General features: G+C 63.3%; 18 protein-coding genes. 13 read left to right on the top strand and 5 right to left on the bottom strand.

The genetic code is table 11. The annotated features are described in order from the left end of the window. Positions 1-5: 5 nt before the first annotated feature. Entirely contained in the window at positions 6-1130 is a 1125-nt protein-coding gene (locus OVA12_RS04945) for a PA0069 family radical SAM protein (RefSeq protein WP_268135056.1), read from the bottom strand. Between the two features lie 112 nt (positions 1131-1242). On the opposite strand from OVA12_RS04945, the gene OVA12_RS04940 reads away from it, so the two are divergent. Continuing rightward, on the top strand, positions 1243-1920 hold the full coding sequence (locus OVA12_RS04940; RefSeq protein WP_268135055.1) for a glycosyltransferase: 678 nt from the start codon (positions 1243-1245) through the stop codon (positions 1918-1920). A gap of 9 nt (positions 1921-1929) precedes the next feature. Here OVA12_RS04940 and OVA12_RS04935 read toward each other — a convergent pair whose 3' ends face one another. Then, entirely contained in the window at positions 1930-2940 is a 1011-nt protein-coding gene (locus OVA12_RS04935; RefSeq protein ID WP_268135054.1) for an AraC family transcriptional regulator, read from the bottom strand. Between the two features lie 294 nt (positions 2941-3234). Between OVA12_RS04935 and OVA12_RS04930 the strand changes: the two genes are divergently transcribed. From OVA12_RS04930 to OVA12_RS04905, 6 genes are all read left to right on the top strand, one after another. Next, entirely contained in the window at positions 3235-3735 is a 501-nt protein-coding gene (locus tag OVA12_RS04930) for a cupin domain-containing protein (RefSeq protein ID WP_268135053.1), read from the top strand. A gap of 185 nt (positions 3736-3920) precedes the next feature. Then, on the top strand, positions 3921-5411 hold the full coding sequence (locus OVA12_RS04925) for a flavin-containing monooxygenase (RefSeq protein ID WP_268135052.1): 1491 nt from the start codon (positions 3921-3923) through the stop codon (positions 5409-5411). A gap of 376 nt (positions 5412-5787) precedes the next feature. Further along, a complete protein-coding gene (locus OVA12_RS04920) occupies positions 5788-6501 on the top strand; it encodes a substrate-binding periplasmic protein (RefSeq protein WP_268135051.1) in 714 nt (237 codons plus the stop codon). A 137-nt stretch (positions 6502-6638) separates the two neighbouring features. After that, the gene (locus OVA12_RS04915; protein WP_268135050.1) at positions 6639-7193 is read left to right on the top strand and encodes a chalcone isomerase family protein; all 555 of its coding nucleotides are present in this window, start codon (positions 6639-6641) and stop codon (positions 7191-7193) included. Next, positions 7190-8515 carry an MFS transporter gene (locus OVA12_RS04910; RefSeq protein ID WP_268135049.1) on the top strand — a complete coding sequence of 442 codons (1326 nt, stop codon included), beginning with the start codon at positions 7190-7192 and terminating at the stop codon, positions 8513-8515. Before OVA12_RS04915 ends, OVA12_RS04910 begins: the two co-directional genes overlap by 4 nt. A 237-nt stretch (positions 8516-8752) precedes the next feature. Then, positions 8753-9700 (top strand): DUF1402 family protein, encoded by a 948-nt coding sequence (locus OVA12_RS04905; protein WP_442793849.1) that lies wholly within the window; start codon positions 8753-8755, stop codon positions 9698-9700. A 15-nt stretch (positions 9701-9715) separates the two neighbouring features. Here the strand turns inward: OVA12_RS04905 and OVA12_RS04900 are convergent, their stop codons facing one another. Further along, positions 9716-10378: an MBL fold metallo-hydrolase gene (locus OVA12_RS04900; protein WP_442793848.1), complete on the bottom strand. Its 663-nt coding sequence runs from the start codon at positions 10376-10378 to the stop codon at positions 9716-9718. A gap of 640 nt (positions 10379-11018) precedes the next feature. Between OVA12_RS04900 and OVA12_RS23875 the strand changes: the two genes are divergently transcribed. The 5 genes from OVA12_RS23875 (at position 11019) to OVA12_RS04875 (ending at position 14574) form a co-directional block, all read left to right on the top strand. Next, complete coding sequence (locus OVA12_RS23875) at positions 11019-11864, top strand: cold-shock protein (RefSeq protein ID WP_326493887.1); 846 nt, start codon at positions 11019-11021, stop codon at positions 11862-11864. Between the two features lie 115 nt (positions 11865-11979). After that, a complete protein-coding gene (locus OVA12_RS04890; RefSeq protein WP_268135045.1) occupies positions 11980-12471 on the top strand; it encodes a GNAT family N-acetyltransferase in 492 nt (163 codons plus the stop codon). Further along, complete coding sequence (locus OVA12_RS04885; protein ID WP_268135043.1) at positions 12468-13316, top strand: 23S rRNA (adenine(2030)-N(6))-methyltransferase RlmJ; 849 nt, start codon at positions 12468-12470, stop codon at positions 13314-13316. Before OVA12_RS04890 ends, OVA12_RS04885 begins: the two co-directional genes overlap by 4 nt. A 129-nt stretch (positions 13317-13445) precedes the next feature. Then, positions 13446-13895, top strand: coding sequence for a cytoplasmic protein (locus OVA12_RS04880; RefSeq protein WP_268135041.1), 450 nt, complete (start codon positions 13446-13448; stop codon positions 13893-13895). Positions 13896-13908: 13 nt separating this feature from the next. Continuing rightward, entirely contained in the window at positions 13909-14574 is a 666-nt protein-coding gene (locus tag OVA12_RS04875) for a ribonuclease T2 (protein ID WP_268135039.1), read from the top strand. A gap of 7 nt (positions 14575-14581) precedes the next feature. On the opposite strand, the gene OVA12_RS04870 is transcribed toward OVA12_RS04875, so the two are convergent. Then, positions 14582-14866 carry a hypothetical protein gene (locus tag OVA12_RS04870; protein ID WP_268135037.1) on the bottom strand — a complete coding sequence of 95 codons (285 nt, stop codon included), beginning with the start codon at positions 14864-14866 and terminating at the stop codon, positions 14582-14584. A gap of 202 nt (positions 14867-15068) precedes the next feature. Between OVA12_RS04870 and OVA12_RS04865 the strand changes: the two genes are divergently transcribed. Continuing rightward, positions 15069-15689 (top strand): glutathione S-transferase, encoded by a 621-nt coding sequence (locus OVA12_RS04865; protein WP_268135035.1) that lies wholly within the window; start codon positions 15069-15071, stop codon positions 15687-15689. Positions 15690-15733: 44 nt separating this feature from the next. Here OVA12_RS04865 and OVA12_RS04860 read toward each other — a convergent pair whose 3' ends face one another. After that, positions 15734-18919 (bottom strand): efflux RND transporter permease subunit, encoded by a 3186-nt coding sequence (locus OVA12_RS04860; protein ID WP_268135033.1) that lies wholly within the window; start codon positions 18917-18919, stop codon positions 15734-15736. Between the last annotated feature and the right edge of the window lie 2 nt (positions 18920-18921).

The following is an 18921-nucleotide window of genomic DNA, read 5'->3' as shown; positions in this document are numbered from 1 at the left end:
AAACATCAGAACAGCGACAGCTGCACGCCGCCAGTCTGAGGCGCGCTGAACAGTTCGGTCGTCAGCTTGCGCCGGCGCTGGTTGAGACCAAGACGCCGGGCGGCGAGCGTGAAGCGCTGGCCGATCTGCTGCGCGTAAGGTCCCTGCCCCTTCATCCGCTGGCCCCATTCGGCGTCGTAATCCTTGCCGCCGCGCATCGACCGCAGGATGTTCATGACATGGCGGTAGCGGTCTGGCCGGTTGCGCAGCAGCCAGTCGCGGAACAGCTCCGACACTTCCAGCGGCAGACGCAGCAGGATGTAGCCCGCCTCCCCCGCGCCGTTCTCGGCCGCCGCCTCAAGGATCGCCTCGATCTCGCTGTCAGTCAGCGCGGGGATCACCGGGGCCATCATCACCGACACGGGAATTCCGGCCTCGGACAAGCCCTTGATGGCGGCAAGGCGGCGATGCGGCGCGCTCGCCCGCGGCTCCAGCGTGCGGGCAATGTCCTTGTCGAGGGACGTCACCGACAGCGCGACCTTGGCGAGGCCCTTTTCGGCCATCCGCGAAAGGATATCGACATCACGCAGCACCAGCGCCGACTTGGTCACGATGCCCACGGGATGATTGGTCTTTTCGAGCACTTCGAGGATCTCGCGCATCAACCGGTAGCGCCGCTCGACCGGCTGATAGGGATCCGTATTGGTTCCGATCGCAATCGTCCGCGGCTGATAGCCCGGCCTGCCCAGTTCCCGTTCGAGCAGCTCGGCGGCGTTCGGCTTGGCAAACAGCTTTGTCTCGAAATCAAGGCCGGGCGACAGTCCGACATAGGCATGCGTCGGCCGAGCAAAGCAGTAGACACAGCCATGTTCGCAGCCCCGGTACGGGTTGATCGAGCGGTCGAAGGAAATATCGGGCGAGGAATTGCGCGTGATGATCGTGCGCGCCTTCTCTTCCTGCACCGTTGTCTTCAGCGGCGGCAGCTCGTCGAGCGTTTCCCATCCGTCATCAAAGACCTCGCGCTGGTCCTTCTCGAAGCGGCCGGACCGGTTCAACCCTGCCCCGCGACCCCGGCGCAGGTCTTCCGCAACACGCGCGCCAGCAAGCGCCGATTCGCTGTTCACCTGATCAATCAGCGTGATCGCTGCCATGGGTCCGTCCACTCGACTCGAAATGAGAACATTACAGGAACATTATCCGAAATCGCAGACGCGACAAGGGCCTCCCTCGCCTTGACCCAAGAAAGGCGCTAGAACGGCGTGCATGATCAGTGTCGTCGTCTCCTGTCTCGATTGCGAGGAAGGCCTCGCCCACAGCCTGACCGCCCTCGTCCCGGCGGCTGCCGAGGGCATCGTGCGCGAAGTCGTCGTGATGGATGGCGGCTCGCGCGATTCAACCCGCACGGTTGCCGACGCCGCAGGCTGCGAGATGCATGTGGTCAAGGGCAGCGAGGGAGCCAGGTTTGCCGCGGGCTCAAAGGTGGCGCTAAAATCGCCATGGCTGATGTTCCTGCCGGCCGGTTCGATGCTTGAACCGGGCTGGCACGTGGATGCCTCGAACTTTGTCGAGCGCGCCGAGCGCAGCGGCCAAGCAGAACGTTGCGCCGCCGCCTTCCGCCTCAAGCGCGATGCATTTGGCTGGGGTGCCCGCGCCGGGGAAGCCCTGTCCAACCTGTCGACACAGCTGCTTGGCATGGCGTCGAGCGAACAGGGCCTTCTGATTTCGCGGCGGCTCTATACATCGGTCGGCGGACATCGCGATCTGGGAACGCTGTCCGATTTTGATCTGATCAACCGGATCGGGCGCAGCCGCCTCGTTCTGTTGCGCAGTGCCGCTGTCGCGCCGCAGGACGCCCCGCGTCCGGCACGCCAGAAACTGGCGCGCTTTGCGGTCTCCGCGCTGCGCCTGCCGCCGCGCCTGCTGGCAGGCCTCAACGGCTAGGCCAACGGCTCACGCCTTGCCCGAACGCCCCTTGCGCAGTGTTTCCGCGGGCGTCTCGCCAAAAAGCTCCCGATACGCTCCCGCCGCGCGCCCAGCATGCACCAGCCCGCAGGTTTGCATCAAGGCAGTCACATTGGCTTTGCCCCCGGCCGCCAGAAGATGCTGGCGCAGCAGGCTGAGGCGGCGTTCCTGCACCGCCTGTGAAATCGTCTGGCCGCGCTCGGCCTGGAAAGCCAGCTGCAGCGATCGCAGGCTGTAGCCGCAGGCCCGGGCGAGTTCAGCAAAATCAATCGGCTCGGCGAGGTGTGCGTCGACAAAGTCCAGCGCACGCGACACCTTCCGCCGCGCTCCTCCGGTCTCCTGCGGCGCGGCCAGAAGCAGGTCTCGGGCGCTGCCGGCATGGGTCCACAGCAGCGCGTGCGCAACCGACCATCCAAGGCTGTTGAGCGCCTCGTCCCGACCCGGTTCACCGGGCACGCCCGCATCGGCCATCCGGGCCAGTGCCAGGATCTGCGCGCCGAGCGTCCGGCCCGGTTCGCTGTCCAGACGCAGCTGCGGCTCAAAGACGATCTCGCCGGTCTCCCGGCCGCTCAGGGCCGCAAGCAGATCCTCGACGGCCCGTCGCTCCAGTTTCAGGATCACCTGACCGCAGTTTGCCTGCCAGCGCATCAGGCTCGGCCGCGTGGGCGACAGGACGGATGCAGCACGGCCTGGCGCGGTGGTCACCATCTTGCTGCCGATCCGGATCTGCGTGCCGCCGCTGAGCGGCACTTGCACCAGAAAGAAGCGTTCAAGGCAGCCCGGATCGATCTCCACGTCACCGCCATAGGCGACATAGTTGATCGACCCACCCGCAAACAGCCGACTGTTGTGGCAGGCAAAGAAGTCGCGGCCATGGTCATGCGGTGACAGGCGGTGCGAGCAGAAGATCCTCCCGACCTCCTCCGCAGCCTGATCCACATCCCGCGTCGCCACCCGGGCGTGACCCGACAGCGGCATCTGCATGGCTTGCATCTGCATGGCTTGTACCAGCTTGTTCCCCCGGCCCGTCCCCTCGGCTTTTTTGCTCCTTGCTGGACCGGTTGTTGCTGACGCTAGCACCGGCATGCCGGCAAAGGAAAGCGGATTTCAGCCGAATTTCGCTGGCTGTATGCAGCCTTGCGCGCAGTGGATAGACCCACGCGCCCCGGAAGGGATCTCCTGAGGTCAGGACGGAGACAGGTGCAAGGCTCCTGCGATGCAGGTCCGGCCAGCAAGCGCCGCCCGTCTCAAGGGAACAGCGTGCCCGCAGAGGGCCACGAAGGAGAGACCAACATGAAAACCGCCATTGCAAACATGGTGCAAGTCAACACCGATCCGGGCATCACGCGGGCCGGCACCGGCCAGCACGACGTGGAATGGAGCATCCTGGGGCACACCTACTGGATGAAGACCGAGGGCGAGACCTGCTTCTCCTTCGAAACCCTTGATCCCCCGGGCACTTTTGTTCCCCCGCATATCCACCCGACGCAGGACGAGTTCATCTATGTCCTCGAAGGCCGCTTCGATCTCTATCTGGGTGGCGAGCATCATGTGGCGCAGAAGGGCGATCTGGTGCGCATGCCGATGGGCATTGCGCACGGCTACTACAACCTGACCGACAAGCCGAACCGTGCCCTCTTCTGGGTATCGCCGGCCCGCCGCCTGCGTGAGCTCTTCGACAATCTGCACAATCTTGGCGATCCGATGGAAGTCGTGCGCCAGTCGGCCCTGCGCGAGGTCAATTTCCTGCGTCCGGACGAAATGGTGTTTGACCCGCTGACGCTGAAGATCTGACGGCAGCCGCGACTGACCGGAACGGACAGCAACCGGCCTGGCGGCCATATCCGCCGGCCGGACCGGCTCGGCGCGGGCAGATTTCCCCCGGTTTACCCTCTGGCGTCCCATCCGCCGCCCTGTCTGACCGGGACCTCCCTGCCCGCGCCGTCCGCTCGTCCGGCACGGCGATGGAGATTTCGATCATGACAAAACGCAAAGCAGTCTGCGTCATCGGCGCGGGCGTGAGCGGCCTTGCCGCAGCGCTGGCCTTCAAGGACCAGGGACACGACGTCACCGTCCTGGAGCGCAGCCATGAACTGGGCGGCGTCTGGGCACCGCACCGGTCCTATCCGGGCATCCGGACCCAAAGCCCCAAGGATCTTTACCGATACACCCAGGCAGCCATGCCGGACAGCTATCCGGAGTGGCCGTCCGGTGCACAGGTTCATGGATATCTGGACGACTTCGCGAAGAAGCAGGGCATCGCACCGCTAATCCGGTTCAAGACGACCGTGACCGGCATGAGCCGCCGCGACGGTGGCGGCTGGTGGGTCGAGACCACGCAGGACAATACTCCAAGCCGCACAGGCTATGACTTTGTCGTCGTGGCCAGCGGGGTATTCAGCGATCGGAACGAGCTGAAGCATCCCGGCATGGAAGCGTTCCGGGACGCTGGCGGCGAGATCCTGCATTCCAGCGAATACACCGACCCAAAGCAGATAAGGGGCCGCAAGGTCGTCATCCTCGGCTTTTCCAAGTCGGCAACGGATGTCGCCGTCAACGCCGTACAGCAGGGCGCGGCGTCGGTCACGATTGTCTATCTCGAACCGGTCTGGCGGGTGCCCTATCACTTCGGCGGCCTGATCAACTTCAAGCGAATACTCTACTGCCGCGCTTCCGAGGCCATGTTCCCCGGATGGGAAATGTCCTGGGGCGAGAAGCTGCGCCACGCCCTCACCAAACCCCTCGTCTGGGCAAACTGGCGGGCGCTGGAAAGCCTGCTGACGATGCAGTTCGGGCTGAAGAAGCTTGGCATGCGGCCAAGCCAGCCAATCGAGAACGGCATATCCTGCGGGCTGTCCCTGGCAACCGAAGGCTTCTATCCGATGCTGAAAGACGGCCGGATCAAGGCGATCCAGGGCACGATCTCAGGATATGAACCGGGCAAGGTCCTGCTGTCGACCGGTGACAAGGTCGAGGCGGACGTCGCTATTCTTGCCGTCGGCTGGAAGATGGGCGTGCCGTTCCTGCCGGAGGATGTGAAGCAGAAGCTGATGGAACCGGACGGCCAGTTCCGCCTGTACCGGCTCGCTGTGAACCCGGATGTGCCGGACCTCGGGTTCGTCGGCTTCAACTCATCCTTCGCGACGGTTCTGACCAGTGATGTGGCCGCCCGCTGGCTGGTTCGCTACGCCGACGGCAAGCTCGCAAAGCAGCCGGACAAGGCGTCGATGCAGGGCTGGATCGACAGCCATCTCGCCTGGCGGCGGACCGTACGACCGGCTGCAAAGGTCTATGGCGGCCTGTGCTCTGCGCCCTACCACTTCCGCTATCTCGACGATCTGATCACGGACATGGGGGCAACCAGGCGCAGCCGAGGCAATCCGCTGGCGGAAAACTTGCTGCCGCCCGATGCCGACGCCTATCGGAGTTACCTGGAAACGGTCCCGCGCTACACCGTCTCAACCAGCTGAGCCTCATGTTCCGGCCGGGTGGCGCGAGCCAGTCCGGCCGGGTCAGGCACCATGCTGGCCGGCTGCAGCCAGGCAGGCTCGCCCGGATGGAAGTTCAGGTTAGAACACACCAAAATAGTTATTTTTGACAGTGAAAGATTTTACGGAAAAGCAACATTCAAGCAACCGAAGCCCAAGAACGAACTTAGCCATCAAATAAAATGAACAACATTTTGAGTTCTGAGTATCACCTCATTTTGATACCGATCATTTGCCTGTTCTTAACACAGTTTTTCTAGTCTACCTTCGCCGCGGCGCGATCACCTCCAGCGCAAACAGAGCCTTTTTCGCAGCACCGCGGCCGATCGCAACTCGATCTGACCTAGGGGACGATTTCATGTCGACGACTTTCTTCAAGACTGGATTGGCTGCAGCCCTGTTGATGACCGCATCCGCGCCGGCACTGGCCGATGCCTTCAAGCTGACCACGCTGGAATGGCCGCCGTATGTGATGGCAGATGCAAGCGGGACGAGTTCCGACGCCGTGAAGGCCGCCTTCGCGAAGGCCGGTCATTCTGCAGAAGTTGCCGTGTTCCCCTGGAACCGCGCCGTGAAGATGGCGGCCGAGGATCCGGCCTGGATTGGCGTTTATCCTGAGTATTACGCCGCCGATTCCGATGCCGAAAAGGGCGGATCGCGCTGCCTGTTCTCCAAATCCTTCGGCGTGAGCCCGGTCGGCTTCGTCCAGCTGGCTGACAAGCCGATGGTCTGGAAGACCCATGACGATCTGAAGGCGTTCAAGATCGGCGTCGTCCGCGGCTACAACAACGAAGAAAAATTCGACGCGATGGTCGCCAAGGGCGAAATCAAGGTCGATGAAGCCGAAAGTGACAGCCAGAACATCCTGAAGGCAGCTGGTGGTCGCACCGCTGCAGCCGTTGTCGACAAGCTGGTGTTCGAACACCTCGCCAAGACCGATCCGCAGGTCGCCGCCGTTGCCGGCAAGCTGACCTTCAATGAGGTCCTCCTTAAGGAACACGGCCTGCACGTCTGCTTCAAGAACTCGGACGCCGGCCGCGCCGCGCGCGACGCCTTCAACAGCGGTCTCTGACGGACCATCGGAGGAGCTGCTGCCAGCACGCTCCTCCGCCACCTCGCCTTGAGGAAGTTGCTCGCCGGAAATCCGGTTCGCGACCTTCCGCGTAAAACTCCCGTTAAGCCAAACGCCGCAAGGCATCGGGAGCCAGCATGACAAGCGCACGTGATCCATTGATGCAACGACTGGCCGTCGCCTGTCTTGTCGCAGCCGCACTTCTGCTTGCTGCAGTTCCCGCCCGCGCCGACCTTGGACCTGCCAGTCGGCTTGTTCCATCTGCGGAACTCGTCGGCCAGGGACGGCTGACGTTCTTCGGCTTCCGGATTTTTGACGCAGAACTCTACGCCCCTGATGGCGTTTACGCGCCAAGCAAGCCCTTCGCCCTCAAGCTCACCTATCTGCGCAATTTTTCGGGCGACTCGATCGCCGAGCGGTCGATCGATGAAATCCGCCGCCAGGGCTACGCCAACCAGGCGAAGCTGGCGGACTGGGACGCAAAAATGCGCAGCATTTTCCCGGACGTTTCGCCTGGTCAGTCGATCACGGGCGTACGCGACACCGCCGGGCGCACTGTCTTTTACAGCGGCAGCCGGCGGCTTGGCACAATCGACGATCCCGAATTCGCGCAACGCTTCTTTTCCATCTGGCTCGGCAACAATACGCAGGATCCGGATCTGCGGGCCCGCCTGATCGGCGCGTCGCGGTGAACACAACACCTTCCCCTGCCGGGACCCTCTCCGCGCTGGCCATGGCACGCTATGGCGCAATGGCCCTGCCGCTGGCCTTTGCGGGGCTGCCGGTCTATCTGCACGCACCAGACTTCTATGCGACCGATCTTGGCGTCAGCCTGACGGCACTCGGGCTCATCCTGCTGGTCCTGCGGCTGATCGATGCGGTTCAGGACCCATTGATTGGCAGCTGGTCTGACCGTTGGTCGAACCATCGACCTGCGATCCTGACTGTCGGCGCATTGATGCTGGCGGGCGGGTTCTGGATGGTGTTCACACCGTTCGTCTCGGCTCCGCTGACGTGGTTTGCCATGGCCGTCCTTCTTTGCACCACAGGCTTTTCGGTGGTCTCGATCAATCTGCAGGCCTTGGGCGGACTCTGGCACGCAACGGATGCCGACCGGACCCGCATCGCCGGCTGGCGCGAAGGCCTCGGGCTGCTTGGCCTCTTGCTGGCTGCCATGGCCCCAACGCTGCTCGGGGCAGGTCAGGACCGCTCCAGCGCCTTTGGCTGGCTCGCGGTGCTGTACCTGCCGCTCATTGCGCTGGGTCTCTGGTCGTTGCTGTCCTGGTTGCGGCAGGCGGCCCTCGACCATCCGCTCGGTGACCAGCCGGCACTGCGCTGGCGCGATCTTGTCTCCAGCCCCTGGCGGAAGCGGTTCTTCGGCCTCTATCTCCTCAACACGATTGCCGGCAGCATCCCGGCCGTGCTGGTGATGTTCTTCATTCGGGACCGCATTGGCGCGGAAGATCTGACCGGCCTGTTTCTGCTCGCCTATTTCCTGTCCGGAGCAGCATCGATGGCCGTCTGGCCGAAAGTGGCAGCGCGCATTGGCAAGGCGCGGGCCTGGGCCCTATCGATGGCTCTGGCCATCGCCACCTTCATCTGGGCCGCCCTGCTCGGTTCCGGCGACATTGCGGCCTACACCATCGTCTGCGTGCTTTCGGGACTGGCGCTGGGGGCAGATCTGGCCCTGCCAGCCGCCATCCTCGCCGACCACATCGTGCGAACGAAGGCGCAGGAAGCGGCATCGCGGCTCTACTCGATCATGACGTTCGTCTCCAAGGCAGCTTTGGCATTGGCAACTGGCCTGGTCCTGCCGGTCCTGGGACTGCTGGGATACGTTCCGGGAAACCTGCCGGATACGACAACCGCGACGTTGCTAAGCATCGCTTATGCCGCGCTTCCCTGCGCCCTGAAGCTTGTAACGCTCATCTGGCTGCTCCGTTGTCTTCCAGCCCTTGATCACGCAGCGGCATCAAATCTCGCACCAGCGCGTGAGAGACACGAAAATATCTGAAGCGTTCAGTGCGGACGGCTTGCAAGCCGTGCCCCGCAAATGATGTTGTGGCGTCATTCGGAACGTGATTCGCAGAGATGCAGCCTTGCGCCTGCCGACTGCGTTTTGTCCGCAAAAAACCATGTTTTCGTCTTGCGCTTTAATCATTGGCCCGTGTAATTCCACGCGGCGGGGGCCTGGAGTCAGGCGATGGAATTGACAGGAAGAAAGCGCCCGGCACGGCGCATCTCTTTGGCCATGGCTGGCTTTCTGGCGGCTTTTGGCTTCGCCTCGTCGTGTCTTGTGGACAGTCCGGTGCAGGCTCAAGGCGTCCGCGTCGTCCCGGAAGGCAACCGCAACGGCCAGCAACCGTCCATTCCCTTTGCCTCCGCCCGCCGGACGGCCGCGCTCAAGTCTTCCTATGACGCCAAGTTCGAGCGTGTCCTGGCTGTCTTGCGCCGCGACACAACGCTGATCTCCGACATCAAGCGCGTCGCTGCGCGCTATGACATTGATCCGGTTCACATGATCGGGGCCATCGTCGGCGAGCACACCTACAACTACGATTCCCTCGACAGCGCCCAGAGCTATTACGTCAAGGCCTTGGCCTATGCCGGCGTCAGCCTGCGGTTCCAGTATGACGGGGTCGATGTCGCTGACTTCGTCATGCGCCCTGAGTTTGCTGAATGCAATTCGGACGACAAACAGGACAACAGCAACAGCCTGTGGACCTGCTATGAGGCCGTCTGGGAAAACACCTTCCGCGGCCGCAGCGTCGACGGTGTCCGCTATCCGCGCAAGAACCTGAACGAAACGTTCTTCCAGCCGCTCTTCGCCGGCCAGAGCTTTGGCCTCGGTCAGCTCAATCCGCTCACAGTCCTGAAGATGACCGACAGGGTCGCCCGCGTCAGCCGGTTCTCTCGCCTGACGGCCAAGGACGCGAACGAGATCTACCAGGCCACGATGGACCCGAATATTTCGCTGCACTACATGGCAGCGATCATTCAGGACGCCATCGAAGCCTACAAGAAGGCTGGCGGTGTCGACATCTCGGACAACCCGGGCCTGACAGCCACGCTTTACAATCTCGGCAATCCCTGGGGCCGCGCGGCGCAGTTCCGCCGGTCAGGCAACGCCTGGCCGGAGGAGAACTATTACGGCTGGCTGGTCAATGACCGGATCAAGGACCTGCGCAGCCTGCTCTGACCTAGCGCGAGCGCCTTAACGCAGGAACGGATTTGTCAGCCGCTCTTCGCCGAAGGTCGACGCAGGCCCATGGCCCGGCAGGAATGTGACATCGTCGCCGAGTGGCAACAGCTTGTCGCGGATCGATGCGATCAGCGTCGCATGGTCCCCGCCCGGCAAATCGGTGCGCCCGACCGAGCCGGCGAACAGCACATCGCCGGAAATGGCGAACCGAAGATCCGCGTCGAAGAACACAACATGCCCCGGGGCGTGCCCAGGGCAGTGCAGGACCGCAAAACTACGGTCAGCTATCTCAACAGTATCGCCTTCCACCAGCCAGCGATCCGGCGTGACGCTCTTGAGCCCTGCCACACCAAACTGCACCGCCTGCTGCTCGACCCGGGCAATCAGCGGCCGATCCGCTTCGTGCGGCCCCTCGACCTGAACACCGAGTGCCGCAGCCAGATCAGCAGCGCCACCGACGTGGTCCAGATGGCCATGTGTGATCAGGATCCGCTCGACCTTGACCTTGTAGGCAGCAATCGTCTCCAGGATGATTTCAACGTCACCACCCGGGTCAACGACCACTCCATGTGACGTCGCCGGGTTCCAGATCAGCGAACAGTTCTGCTGGAAATTCGTCACCGGAATGATCGCGACCTGGATTGGCGGCAGACCGCTCAGGTCTTCGGCAGGCATGGACATGGACAGCTCCGGCGTTTGATCGGTCGATGCGTCTGAGTACCCGGCAAGGGTCAGGCGATCAAGCGCCCGTGTCAGGTCGAAAAACGCTGGCAATCATTCACATATCTGGCGCCGCCACTAGGGTTTGCACTGCAAGATCGCAGATCCGGGCTGCCAAGGCTTGAGACCGTGTCGAAGCCAAGCCCTCCAGAACTTCGATATATTCATTACAACGAACAGTGGCATTCATGGTCTTGAGGGAACGACCGACCGTACAGAAGGCGACACGTTGGCAGCTTTTGCAAAGCGAATGTCTTTCTTGGTGCAGTCACAGTCTGCAAGGCTTCAGATTAGCTCTGCTCAAATCGGCACAGCCTCTGGAACCTTCCCTTGCGGGAGACCTTGCAAAGCTGCCCCGTGTCTGAAGGTTCGAAGGCGAAAGATTGAGAAGGATTCACTTGCCGGAAGCCCTTGAGCACAGCTATGATATTTTCTGCGGCGGACTGGGTCGGGTTGCAGCATCGATGTTCCACCCCAATACCATGCTGTTTGCAGGTGCTGTCCTGTGGCCGGCACAAAACCCGCGTCTGTGATGCGGATAACGAGGAATGGGTCGGTGCCGTCAAAGGCGGCACGAAATGAAGGTGATTCAGCAATGCACGATGGCGATTCGGACCGGCGGGCGCGCGGCAAGCGCGGCGGCAAGCGCGAGTTCGGCGGTCCGCAGGACTTCGGCAGCGATTTCGGCGGCGGTGATTTCGGCGGCGGCAGCAGCGGTGACTTTGGCGGAGCCCGTCGCAGCGGCGGCTTCGGCTACGGTCGCGAAGAATTTGCGTCCGGCGACCGTGACGTTGGCGGCCGTTACGGCGGTGGTGGCGGCGGCGGCTACGGCGGCGGTCGCGATGGCGGCGGCGGCGGTTACGGCGGCGGCCGTGATGGCGGCGGCGGCGGTTACGGTGGTGGTCGCAGCGGTGGCGGCGGTTACGGCGGCGGCCGTGACGGCGGCGGCGGCGGCTACGGCGGCGGTCGCTCCGGCGGCGGCGGCGGTTATGGCGGCGGCGGTGGCGGCGGCTACGGTGGTGGTCGCTCCGGTGGCGGTGGCGGCTACGGCGGTGGCGGTGGCGGCGGTCGCTTCGGCGGCGGCGGCGGTGGTGGCGACGGTGATGGCGAAGGCGGTTTCCGTCCGCGTCGTCCGCGTCCCGAGTTCGACGCACCTGTCGAGCGCGGTCCGCGTCAGCCCGGCACGGTGAAGTTCTTCAAGGCCGACAAGGGCTTTGGTTTCATCACTCCGGACAACGGCGAAGCCGACGTGTTCGTTCACATTTCTGCCGTTGAGCGGTCTGGCTTCCAGGCTCTCGACAGCGGTCAGCGCGTGTCTTTCGAGACCGAGCCGGACCGTCGTGGCAAGGGCCCGAAGGCTGTGAACCTGCAGCTTCTCGAAGGCGAAGCTGGCGCTGAAGCCAACGATGCCGATGGCGACAACGACGGTTACGACGACTGATCGTCACTTCAACGAAAACAGATTGCGGCGGCCCCTTTCGGGGCCGTCGTTTTTTGAAGTCCCGCATTATTGACGGCCCGGCGCGCGCTGCCCGGCCTCTGCAAACTGGTGCCAATTGCCGATCCGCCCTGCCCGACCTGACGACCTGCCCCAGCTTCTGACCATCAACAATGCCTGCACGCCCGGTGTCGGCGAACTGACCATGCCAGAGCAGGTCCGGCTGACCGAACAAGCTGCGCATGTTCTTGTTGCCGACGAAGGCAACGGACCGGCAGGGTTTCTGCTGTGCCTGCACGAGGGCGCCGATTACGGCAGCCCGAATTACGCCTGGCTGAGCGCGAAGTACCCACGGATGGCTTATGTTGACCGGATTGCAATCGCTGAGAACCACCGTAGCCTTGGTCTCGGAGAGCAACTCTATACGGCGCTGGCAAAGGCCGAAGGAGGTTCGGGCCGACCGATCACCTGTGAAGTGAACGAACGTCCGGCCAATCCGGGCTCGCTGCGTTTCCACAAGCGTCTGGGCTTTGAACCGGTTGGAACGAAGGATCACGGCGACAAGGCGGTGGTGTTCCTCGCAAGGGCCGCAAAGGATGAGCTTGCATGAACTATCGCCACGCCTATCACGCCGGTAACATCGGCGATGTCCTGAAGCATGCAGTGCTGGCAGCCTGTCTGGTCTACATGCAACGTAAGACCGCACCCTTCCGTGTCATTGACACCCATGCCGGCATTGGCAGTTATCCGCTGGCGCTGGAAGAGATGCAGAAGACAGGGGAATGGGAACGGGGCATCGGACGTGTGCTGGCTGAGCCCTGCCCGCCAGCCGTCGCAGCTGTTTTGCAGCCTTGGCTGGACACTGTCCGCGCAGCAAATCCGGCAGACAAACTTGAGGTCTATCCAGGCTCACCAGCCCTGACCCGCGCATTGCTGCGCGATCAGGACCGTCTGACCCTCACAGAACTGCACCCCGCCGATTATGAGACCCTGGCTGCCCGGTTTGCAGGCGACCATCAGGTCAAGGTCATCCACCTCGATGGCTGGCTCGCCCTTGGCAGCTTTGTTCCGCCAAAGGAAAAGCGCGGCGTCGTGCTGATCGATCCTGCCTTCGAGGTCACCGACGAGTTCGAACGCATGGCCGACGGCGTCATCAAGGCCTGGAAACGCTGGCCGGGCGGAATGTATCTCCTCTGGTATCCGCTCAAGGATCGCCGTGCCGTCGACTGGTTCCACGCTGCGCTTGAGGAAGCCGGGTTGCGGGACATTCTGGCACTGGAGCTGAGCATTGGCCGCAGCGACCCGGACAGCCCAATGCGCGGGTCGGGCATGACGCTGATCAATCCGCCCTTCACGCTGGCAGAGGACATGAAGACGGCCTTGCCCTGGCTGCGCGATGTGTTGGCCGAAGGGCCTGGGGCTGCCGCGATCGTCCGCCAGATTGTCCCCGAGTAAGGCAGCTTTGCTGGCTGCCGGCGAGCAGCCACAAAGCGAGCAAGCGCGGCTCGGCTTTCGTCTTGACGCTGCCGGGCTGCTCGGCCAAGGTCAAATCAGCTTTCGCTGTTGACCCTTGGGGATTTTCGCATGTCCAGCTTCCGTAACGCCTCTCGCCTGTGCATCGCGGCTGCGATGCTGGTCAGCGCCACCGCGCTCGGAGCGCCGACAGTCGCCGGCGAGCGGGTCTATTTTGCCACGACCGCGGAACCACGCCTGCCATCCTGCGACAGCGCTTCCGTTCAGAGCGCAGTTGCCGGTCACATCGCGTCCGCCGACACCCTGTATTATGGCGGGCGGACGATTACGGCGATCGACCGTATTGCCGAAGTCGCCTACAAGGCCGACGGCATCAGCCCGGTTGCTCGCCGGTATTGTGCTGGTGTGGCCACCTTGACGGACGGCAGCCGGCACAGCCTGCATTATGCGCTGGTTGAATATGGCAGCTTTACCGGCCTGACCTGGGGCGTCGATGCCTGCCTCGACGATCTCGATCGCTGGCGCGTCCACGACGGCATCTGCCGCACCGTGCGCCCTTAAACAGAGACGGCCCATGCTTGGATCCTGGATCGCGAAGCGCGCGGCAATCGCGCTTGTCCTCGCTGGCGCAGCGCTTGCGCCGGCCTGGGCAAATGAGGACGAGCCGGGTGACTTCGACTTCTACGTCCTGGCGCTGTCCTGGTCCCCCACCTATTGCGCCGAAGCGGGCTCACGTGCCGATCCGCAGCAATGCCGCGCGTCGCGGCCATTCCGCTTCATCGTGCATGGCCTTTGGCCGCAGAAGGAACGTGGCTGGCCGGATTTCTGCGCCTTGCCGCGCGAGTTGCAGCCAAGCCCGGAGGTGCTGCAAGGCATGTATGACATCATGCCGAGCCGGGGCTTGATGCAGCACCAGTGGCGCAAGCATGGCAGTTGCAGCGGCCTGAGCCCGTCCGCCTATTTTGACAAGACCCGCGCAGCCTTCGAGAAGATCCGCATACCTGCGGCCTTCCAGAACCTGCGCAATGGCGGCCGCATCGGGCCGGATGCCGTTGAAACCGCGTTTCGCCTTGCCAATCCGGGTCTGCGCGACACGGCCATCGCCGTTACCTGCACGAGTGGAAAGCTGCAGGAGGTCCGGATCTGCTACGACAAGGAGCTGAATTTCCGGTCGTGCCCGGGCGTTGATCGGGCGGACTGCCGCTCACGGGTGGTGGAAGTTCCAGCTCCCCGGAACTGAACAGCTGTCAGCGCGGCAGGTTGAGCTTCAGATTGTTGTCGATATATTCGCGGCGCATCCTCTCGATGCGCAAGGTAACGACACGCGCCGGGCCGCTCTCCAGCACATACTGAGCCTCATCCGCTGCCTCGTGCACTGCTTCACGATAGGCACGCAGCGGAGCGTCGGCAAAACCCGGTCGCCAAGCCTCAAATGCCGGACCGGACAGAGCATAGAACAGGCAAGCGAGCAGCCCCGTTTCAATCAGGCATCTTGCAAACCAGTATCTGCTCCAGATTTCTGTAACCGCCAATTCCCGGCTCCGCGCTTCACGACGTTCCCGAACCTAGCCGCAATCCTTTAAAAAAACTTAAGACAATCCATTAGAGTTTATTTCAAAGATCCCAGCGATTTAACGGCGTTTCCCCCCTTGCGGCTCTGCGGATGGCGTGCACAGTTAACGCCTTGCCACAACCGGCTGTCCAGCCGCACGCATGCTCCGGAGTTTCCTGCCCATGCTCATCCTTCGTTCCTCGCCGGCCTCCCCGTTCGGGCGCAAGGTCAAGATCGCAGCCAGCGTGCTGGGGTTGATGGACCGCATCACCATCGATCCGGCCGACACCGCCAACCCGGAAGATACGCTGCGGATCCAGAACCCGCTGGGCAAGATCCCGGCCCTGATCCTCGAGGATGGCACGGTGCTCTACGACAGTCGCGTCATCGTCGAGTATCTCGATTTCATCGCTGGCGGCGGCCGTATCATTCCGGCCGACATCGCCCGCTTCGACGTTCTCCGCCTGCAGGCGCTGGCCGATGGCATCAACGACGCCAGCATCCTGCAAGTCTATGAAAAACGCGTCCGCCCGGAAGAGCGTCGCCACCCCGACTGGGTCGCCTATCAGGCCGACAAGGTTGCGCGGGCCCTGTCAGCGCTGGAAGCCGCGCCACCGCGCATGGTCACGAGCGGCAGTGTCGACATCGGCGAGATCGCCCTCGCCTGCGCTCTTGGCTATCTCGACCTGCGCTTCAAGGGTGTCTGGCGCGACAACGCCCCGCATCTGGCAGCCTGGCTCGGCAGCTTCGAGGCGCATGTCCCGATGTTTGCAAAGACCCGGATCGAACCGGTCGAGTGGTAAGTATGAATGGCCTGAGGCAGGGCGTTTGTCCTGCCTCGGCGTTTTCAGGTCCGCGTGCCGAGTGCTCCGCGCTTGCCCAGTATGGCCTTCAGTCCGCGGCGCCCCGAGCGCAGCGCCATGCCGCAATCATGCTGGATCGCCAGCAGTGACGGCGTCAGAAGCAGCACCAGCAACAGGCCGAAGCCGAGACCATAGGCCAGCGTAATCACGGTCGGCAGCAGGAACTGTGCCGCGCGGCTTGCCTCGAACAACAGTGGTGCGAGACCGAAAACCGTCGTCGCCGTGGTCAGGATCACCGCGCGCAACCGGTCACAGACGCCATCGACAATCGCCTGCCGGAACGGCTTCACCATCCGCTGCTCGTCAATCGTCGTCACCAGCACGATGGAGTCATTGATGATGATCCCGGCCATGCCGATGAAACCGATGATCGAAAACATCGACAGCGGCAGTCCGTGCAGATAGTGGCCCCAGATCATCCCGACCGCGCCAAACGGGATCACCAGCATGATGATCAGCGGCCGTGTCCAGGACTCGAAGATCCAGGCCAGGGTCAGGTAGATGCCGGCAAGGCAGAGCCCGAGCCCGAGCATCGCATCGCGCAGGAAATCGTTCTCCTGTTCCGCAAGGCCGCCAAGCTCGGTTTCGATGCCATATCCGCTGGCAATCTGCGGCAGGATGCGCCCGGTCAGGCTGTCCATCACCTGAACGGCTGCGGATGCATCGTCTTCCGAAATGTCACCCGTCACCCGCAGCGTTCTCAGCCCATCCTCGCGCCGCACGGACGAAAAGCCGTAGTCCGCTGTAACGGTGACGACCTCGTTCAGGGCCACATAGGCACCGGCCGGTGACTTGATCCGGGTTTCATACAGGAACGCGGAATTTGTTTCCTCGTCCGGCATGTTCACCTTGATCGTCACCGTGCGCCGGTCGAGCGGGAACTCGACGACCTCGATGCCCTCCAGCCGGTCGCGCAGCTCCTTGGCAATCTGCTCGGAGCGGAACCCCAGGGCTTCGCCCTTGGGCGTCAGGCGGACGGTGAGTTCCGTCTTGTCATAAGCCATCGTGTCTTCGAGCGCGCCGACGCCGGGAAGCATCGACAGCTGCCGTTTCAGGTCTTCGGCTGCCGCCTTCAGCGTATCGGCCGATCCCCCGCGCAGGCGGACGTCGATGGCCTGGCCACCCGGACCCGATCGGCCGCCACGCAGCGACAGGGTCTCCATCAGCGGCGTCGCCTTCACCTCTTTTTCCCAGTCGGAAAGGAAGCGGCTCGCGGAATAAGGCCGCAGATCCGGGTCAATCAGCTCAATGTCGATGCTGCCAAGCTGGTCCGGGTCCTTGGTCTCCCCGGCCCTGAAGCCCCAGCCCGAGCTGCCGCCAACCTGCGTCAGGGCAAAGAGCACCGGCGCCGTGCCATACTGTTCCGTATAGCGTGCATTGACCGCAGCCAGCGCCCGTTCCATCTCGCGCAGCATCGCCTTGGTGTCGTCCCGCTCCGCCCCCGGCATCATCGCGACATTGGCGGACACAACCGCCCGCTCCGGCGAATTGAAGAACCGCCAGGGCACGGTCCCGTCCACATAGAGGCTGAGCGACAGCAGCAGGATCATGATGCTGCCGCCCAGAACCGGGTAGCGCAGCTTCAGCACAAGCGCAGTGAACGGACGGAACAGCCGCCGGACGAACCATTCGAAGCCACGATTGAAGACGCGGTTAGGCCAGTCGATCCAGGACTGCGTCCGCCGCTCGGCGGCAATGGCGTGTTTCATGTGGGCTGGCAGAATGAAGAAGGACTCCACCAAACTGGCCATCAGGACAATGGCGACGGTCACCGGAATGTCCTTGATCAGCGAACCAAAGCGTCCACCAACAGCTGCAAGCCCGGCAAAGGCGATGATTGTGGTCAACGACGCTGCAATCACCGGCGCCGTCATCCGGCGTGCCGCGAGGGACGCCGCATCGGCCGGCGAATAGCCCTGTTTGCCAAGTGCATCCGCATGCTCGCCAACGACGATCGCGTCATCGACCACGATGCCGAGACAGATGATGAGCGCGAACAGCGACATCATGTTCAGCGTCATGCCGAGCGCGTACATCATGCCGATGGTGGCCGCCATGGCAACCGGGATGCCGGCCGCGACCCAGAAAGCCGTGCGTGCCGACAGGAACAGGAACAAGAACAGCAGCACCAGCAGAAGCCCGCCGATGCCGTTCTCGACCAGGATGTTCAGCCGGTCGACAATCTCCTGTGTCCGCGTTTCCGTCAGCGTGATCTGCACGCCGGACGGCAGCGTCGGCCGGATGTCCGCAATGGTCTTTTCGACCAGGGATTGCAGCTTGATCGTATCGCCCTGGGCATTGCGATCGATGCGCAGGACGACGGCCGGCTGGCCTTCATGGAAATAGGCAACGCCCTTCTCCGCGCCCTCGGTCGCAATGTTGGCGACGGCGCGCAGCACCAGGGCCTCGCCGCCGGCCGGTGCGCGGATGCGAATATCGCCAAGATCGCTCTCGCTGCGCCGGTCTGCCCCCGTTCGCAGCCGCGCGGAGCCGTTGGCGATGTTGCCCGCCGGTGTCGCTTCCGCCTCGGTGCCGATGGCATCGGCGACGTCCTGAAGCGTCAGGTCATGCCGGATCAGATCGGCCTCGCGCAGGCTGACGCGGATGATCGGATCAGCGACACCGCGCACGGTCACCTGCGTCACACCGGCGCGAAACAGCCGGCTCTGCAGATCGTCGGCAAGCCGGCCGATCTGGTCGAGATCCACCGGGCCGTAGATGACGACATTCGTCACCCGGTCACGAAAGCCGCCGCGGGCAACGTCAGGCTGCTCAGATCCGGCTGGCAGGTTGCTGCGGTTCTGGTCGACAGCGGCTTTCACCTCTTCCGAGGCGCGGGCCATGTCCCAGTCAGCCTCGAAGGTCAGGGTGAAGGTCGCAACGCCCTGCCTGGCAACGGTCTGCGCTTCCTCAACGCCCTCGACGGCGAGCAGCGGCGGCGCGAGCACTTCGACGACGCCCCGGTCCATGTCCTCTGGCCCTGCGCCGGCCCAGCGCACGGTCACGGTCATGGTCTCGTTGACCACGTCAGGAAAATACTGCGTCCGGATCTGCGTCGCGGCAAAGACGCCGGCCAGCAGCATGATCATCAGCAACAGGTTCGCCGCAGTCCCATGCCGGACCATGTAGTCGAGGAAGGAGCCAAACTTCTCGCCGCCAGGAGAACGCATCG

It is taken from the genome of Pannonibacter sp. SL95, assembly GCF_026672425.1.
GTDB lineage: Bacteria > Pseudomonadota > Alphaproteobacteria > Rhizobiales > Stappiaceae > Pannonibacter.
Note: the sequence above shows the minus strand (reverse complement) of the source record. Positions and strands in the feature narration are given on the sequence as shown.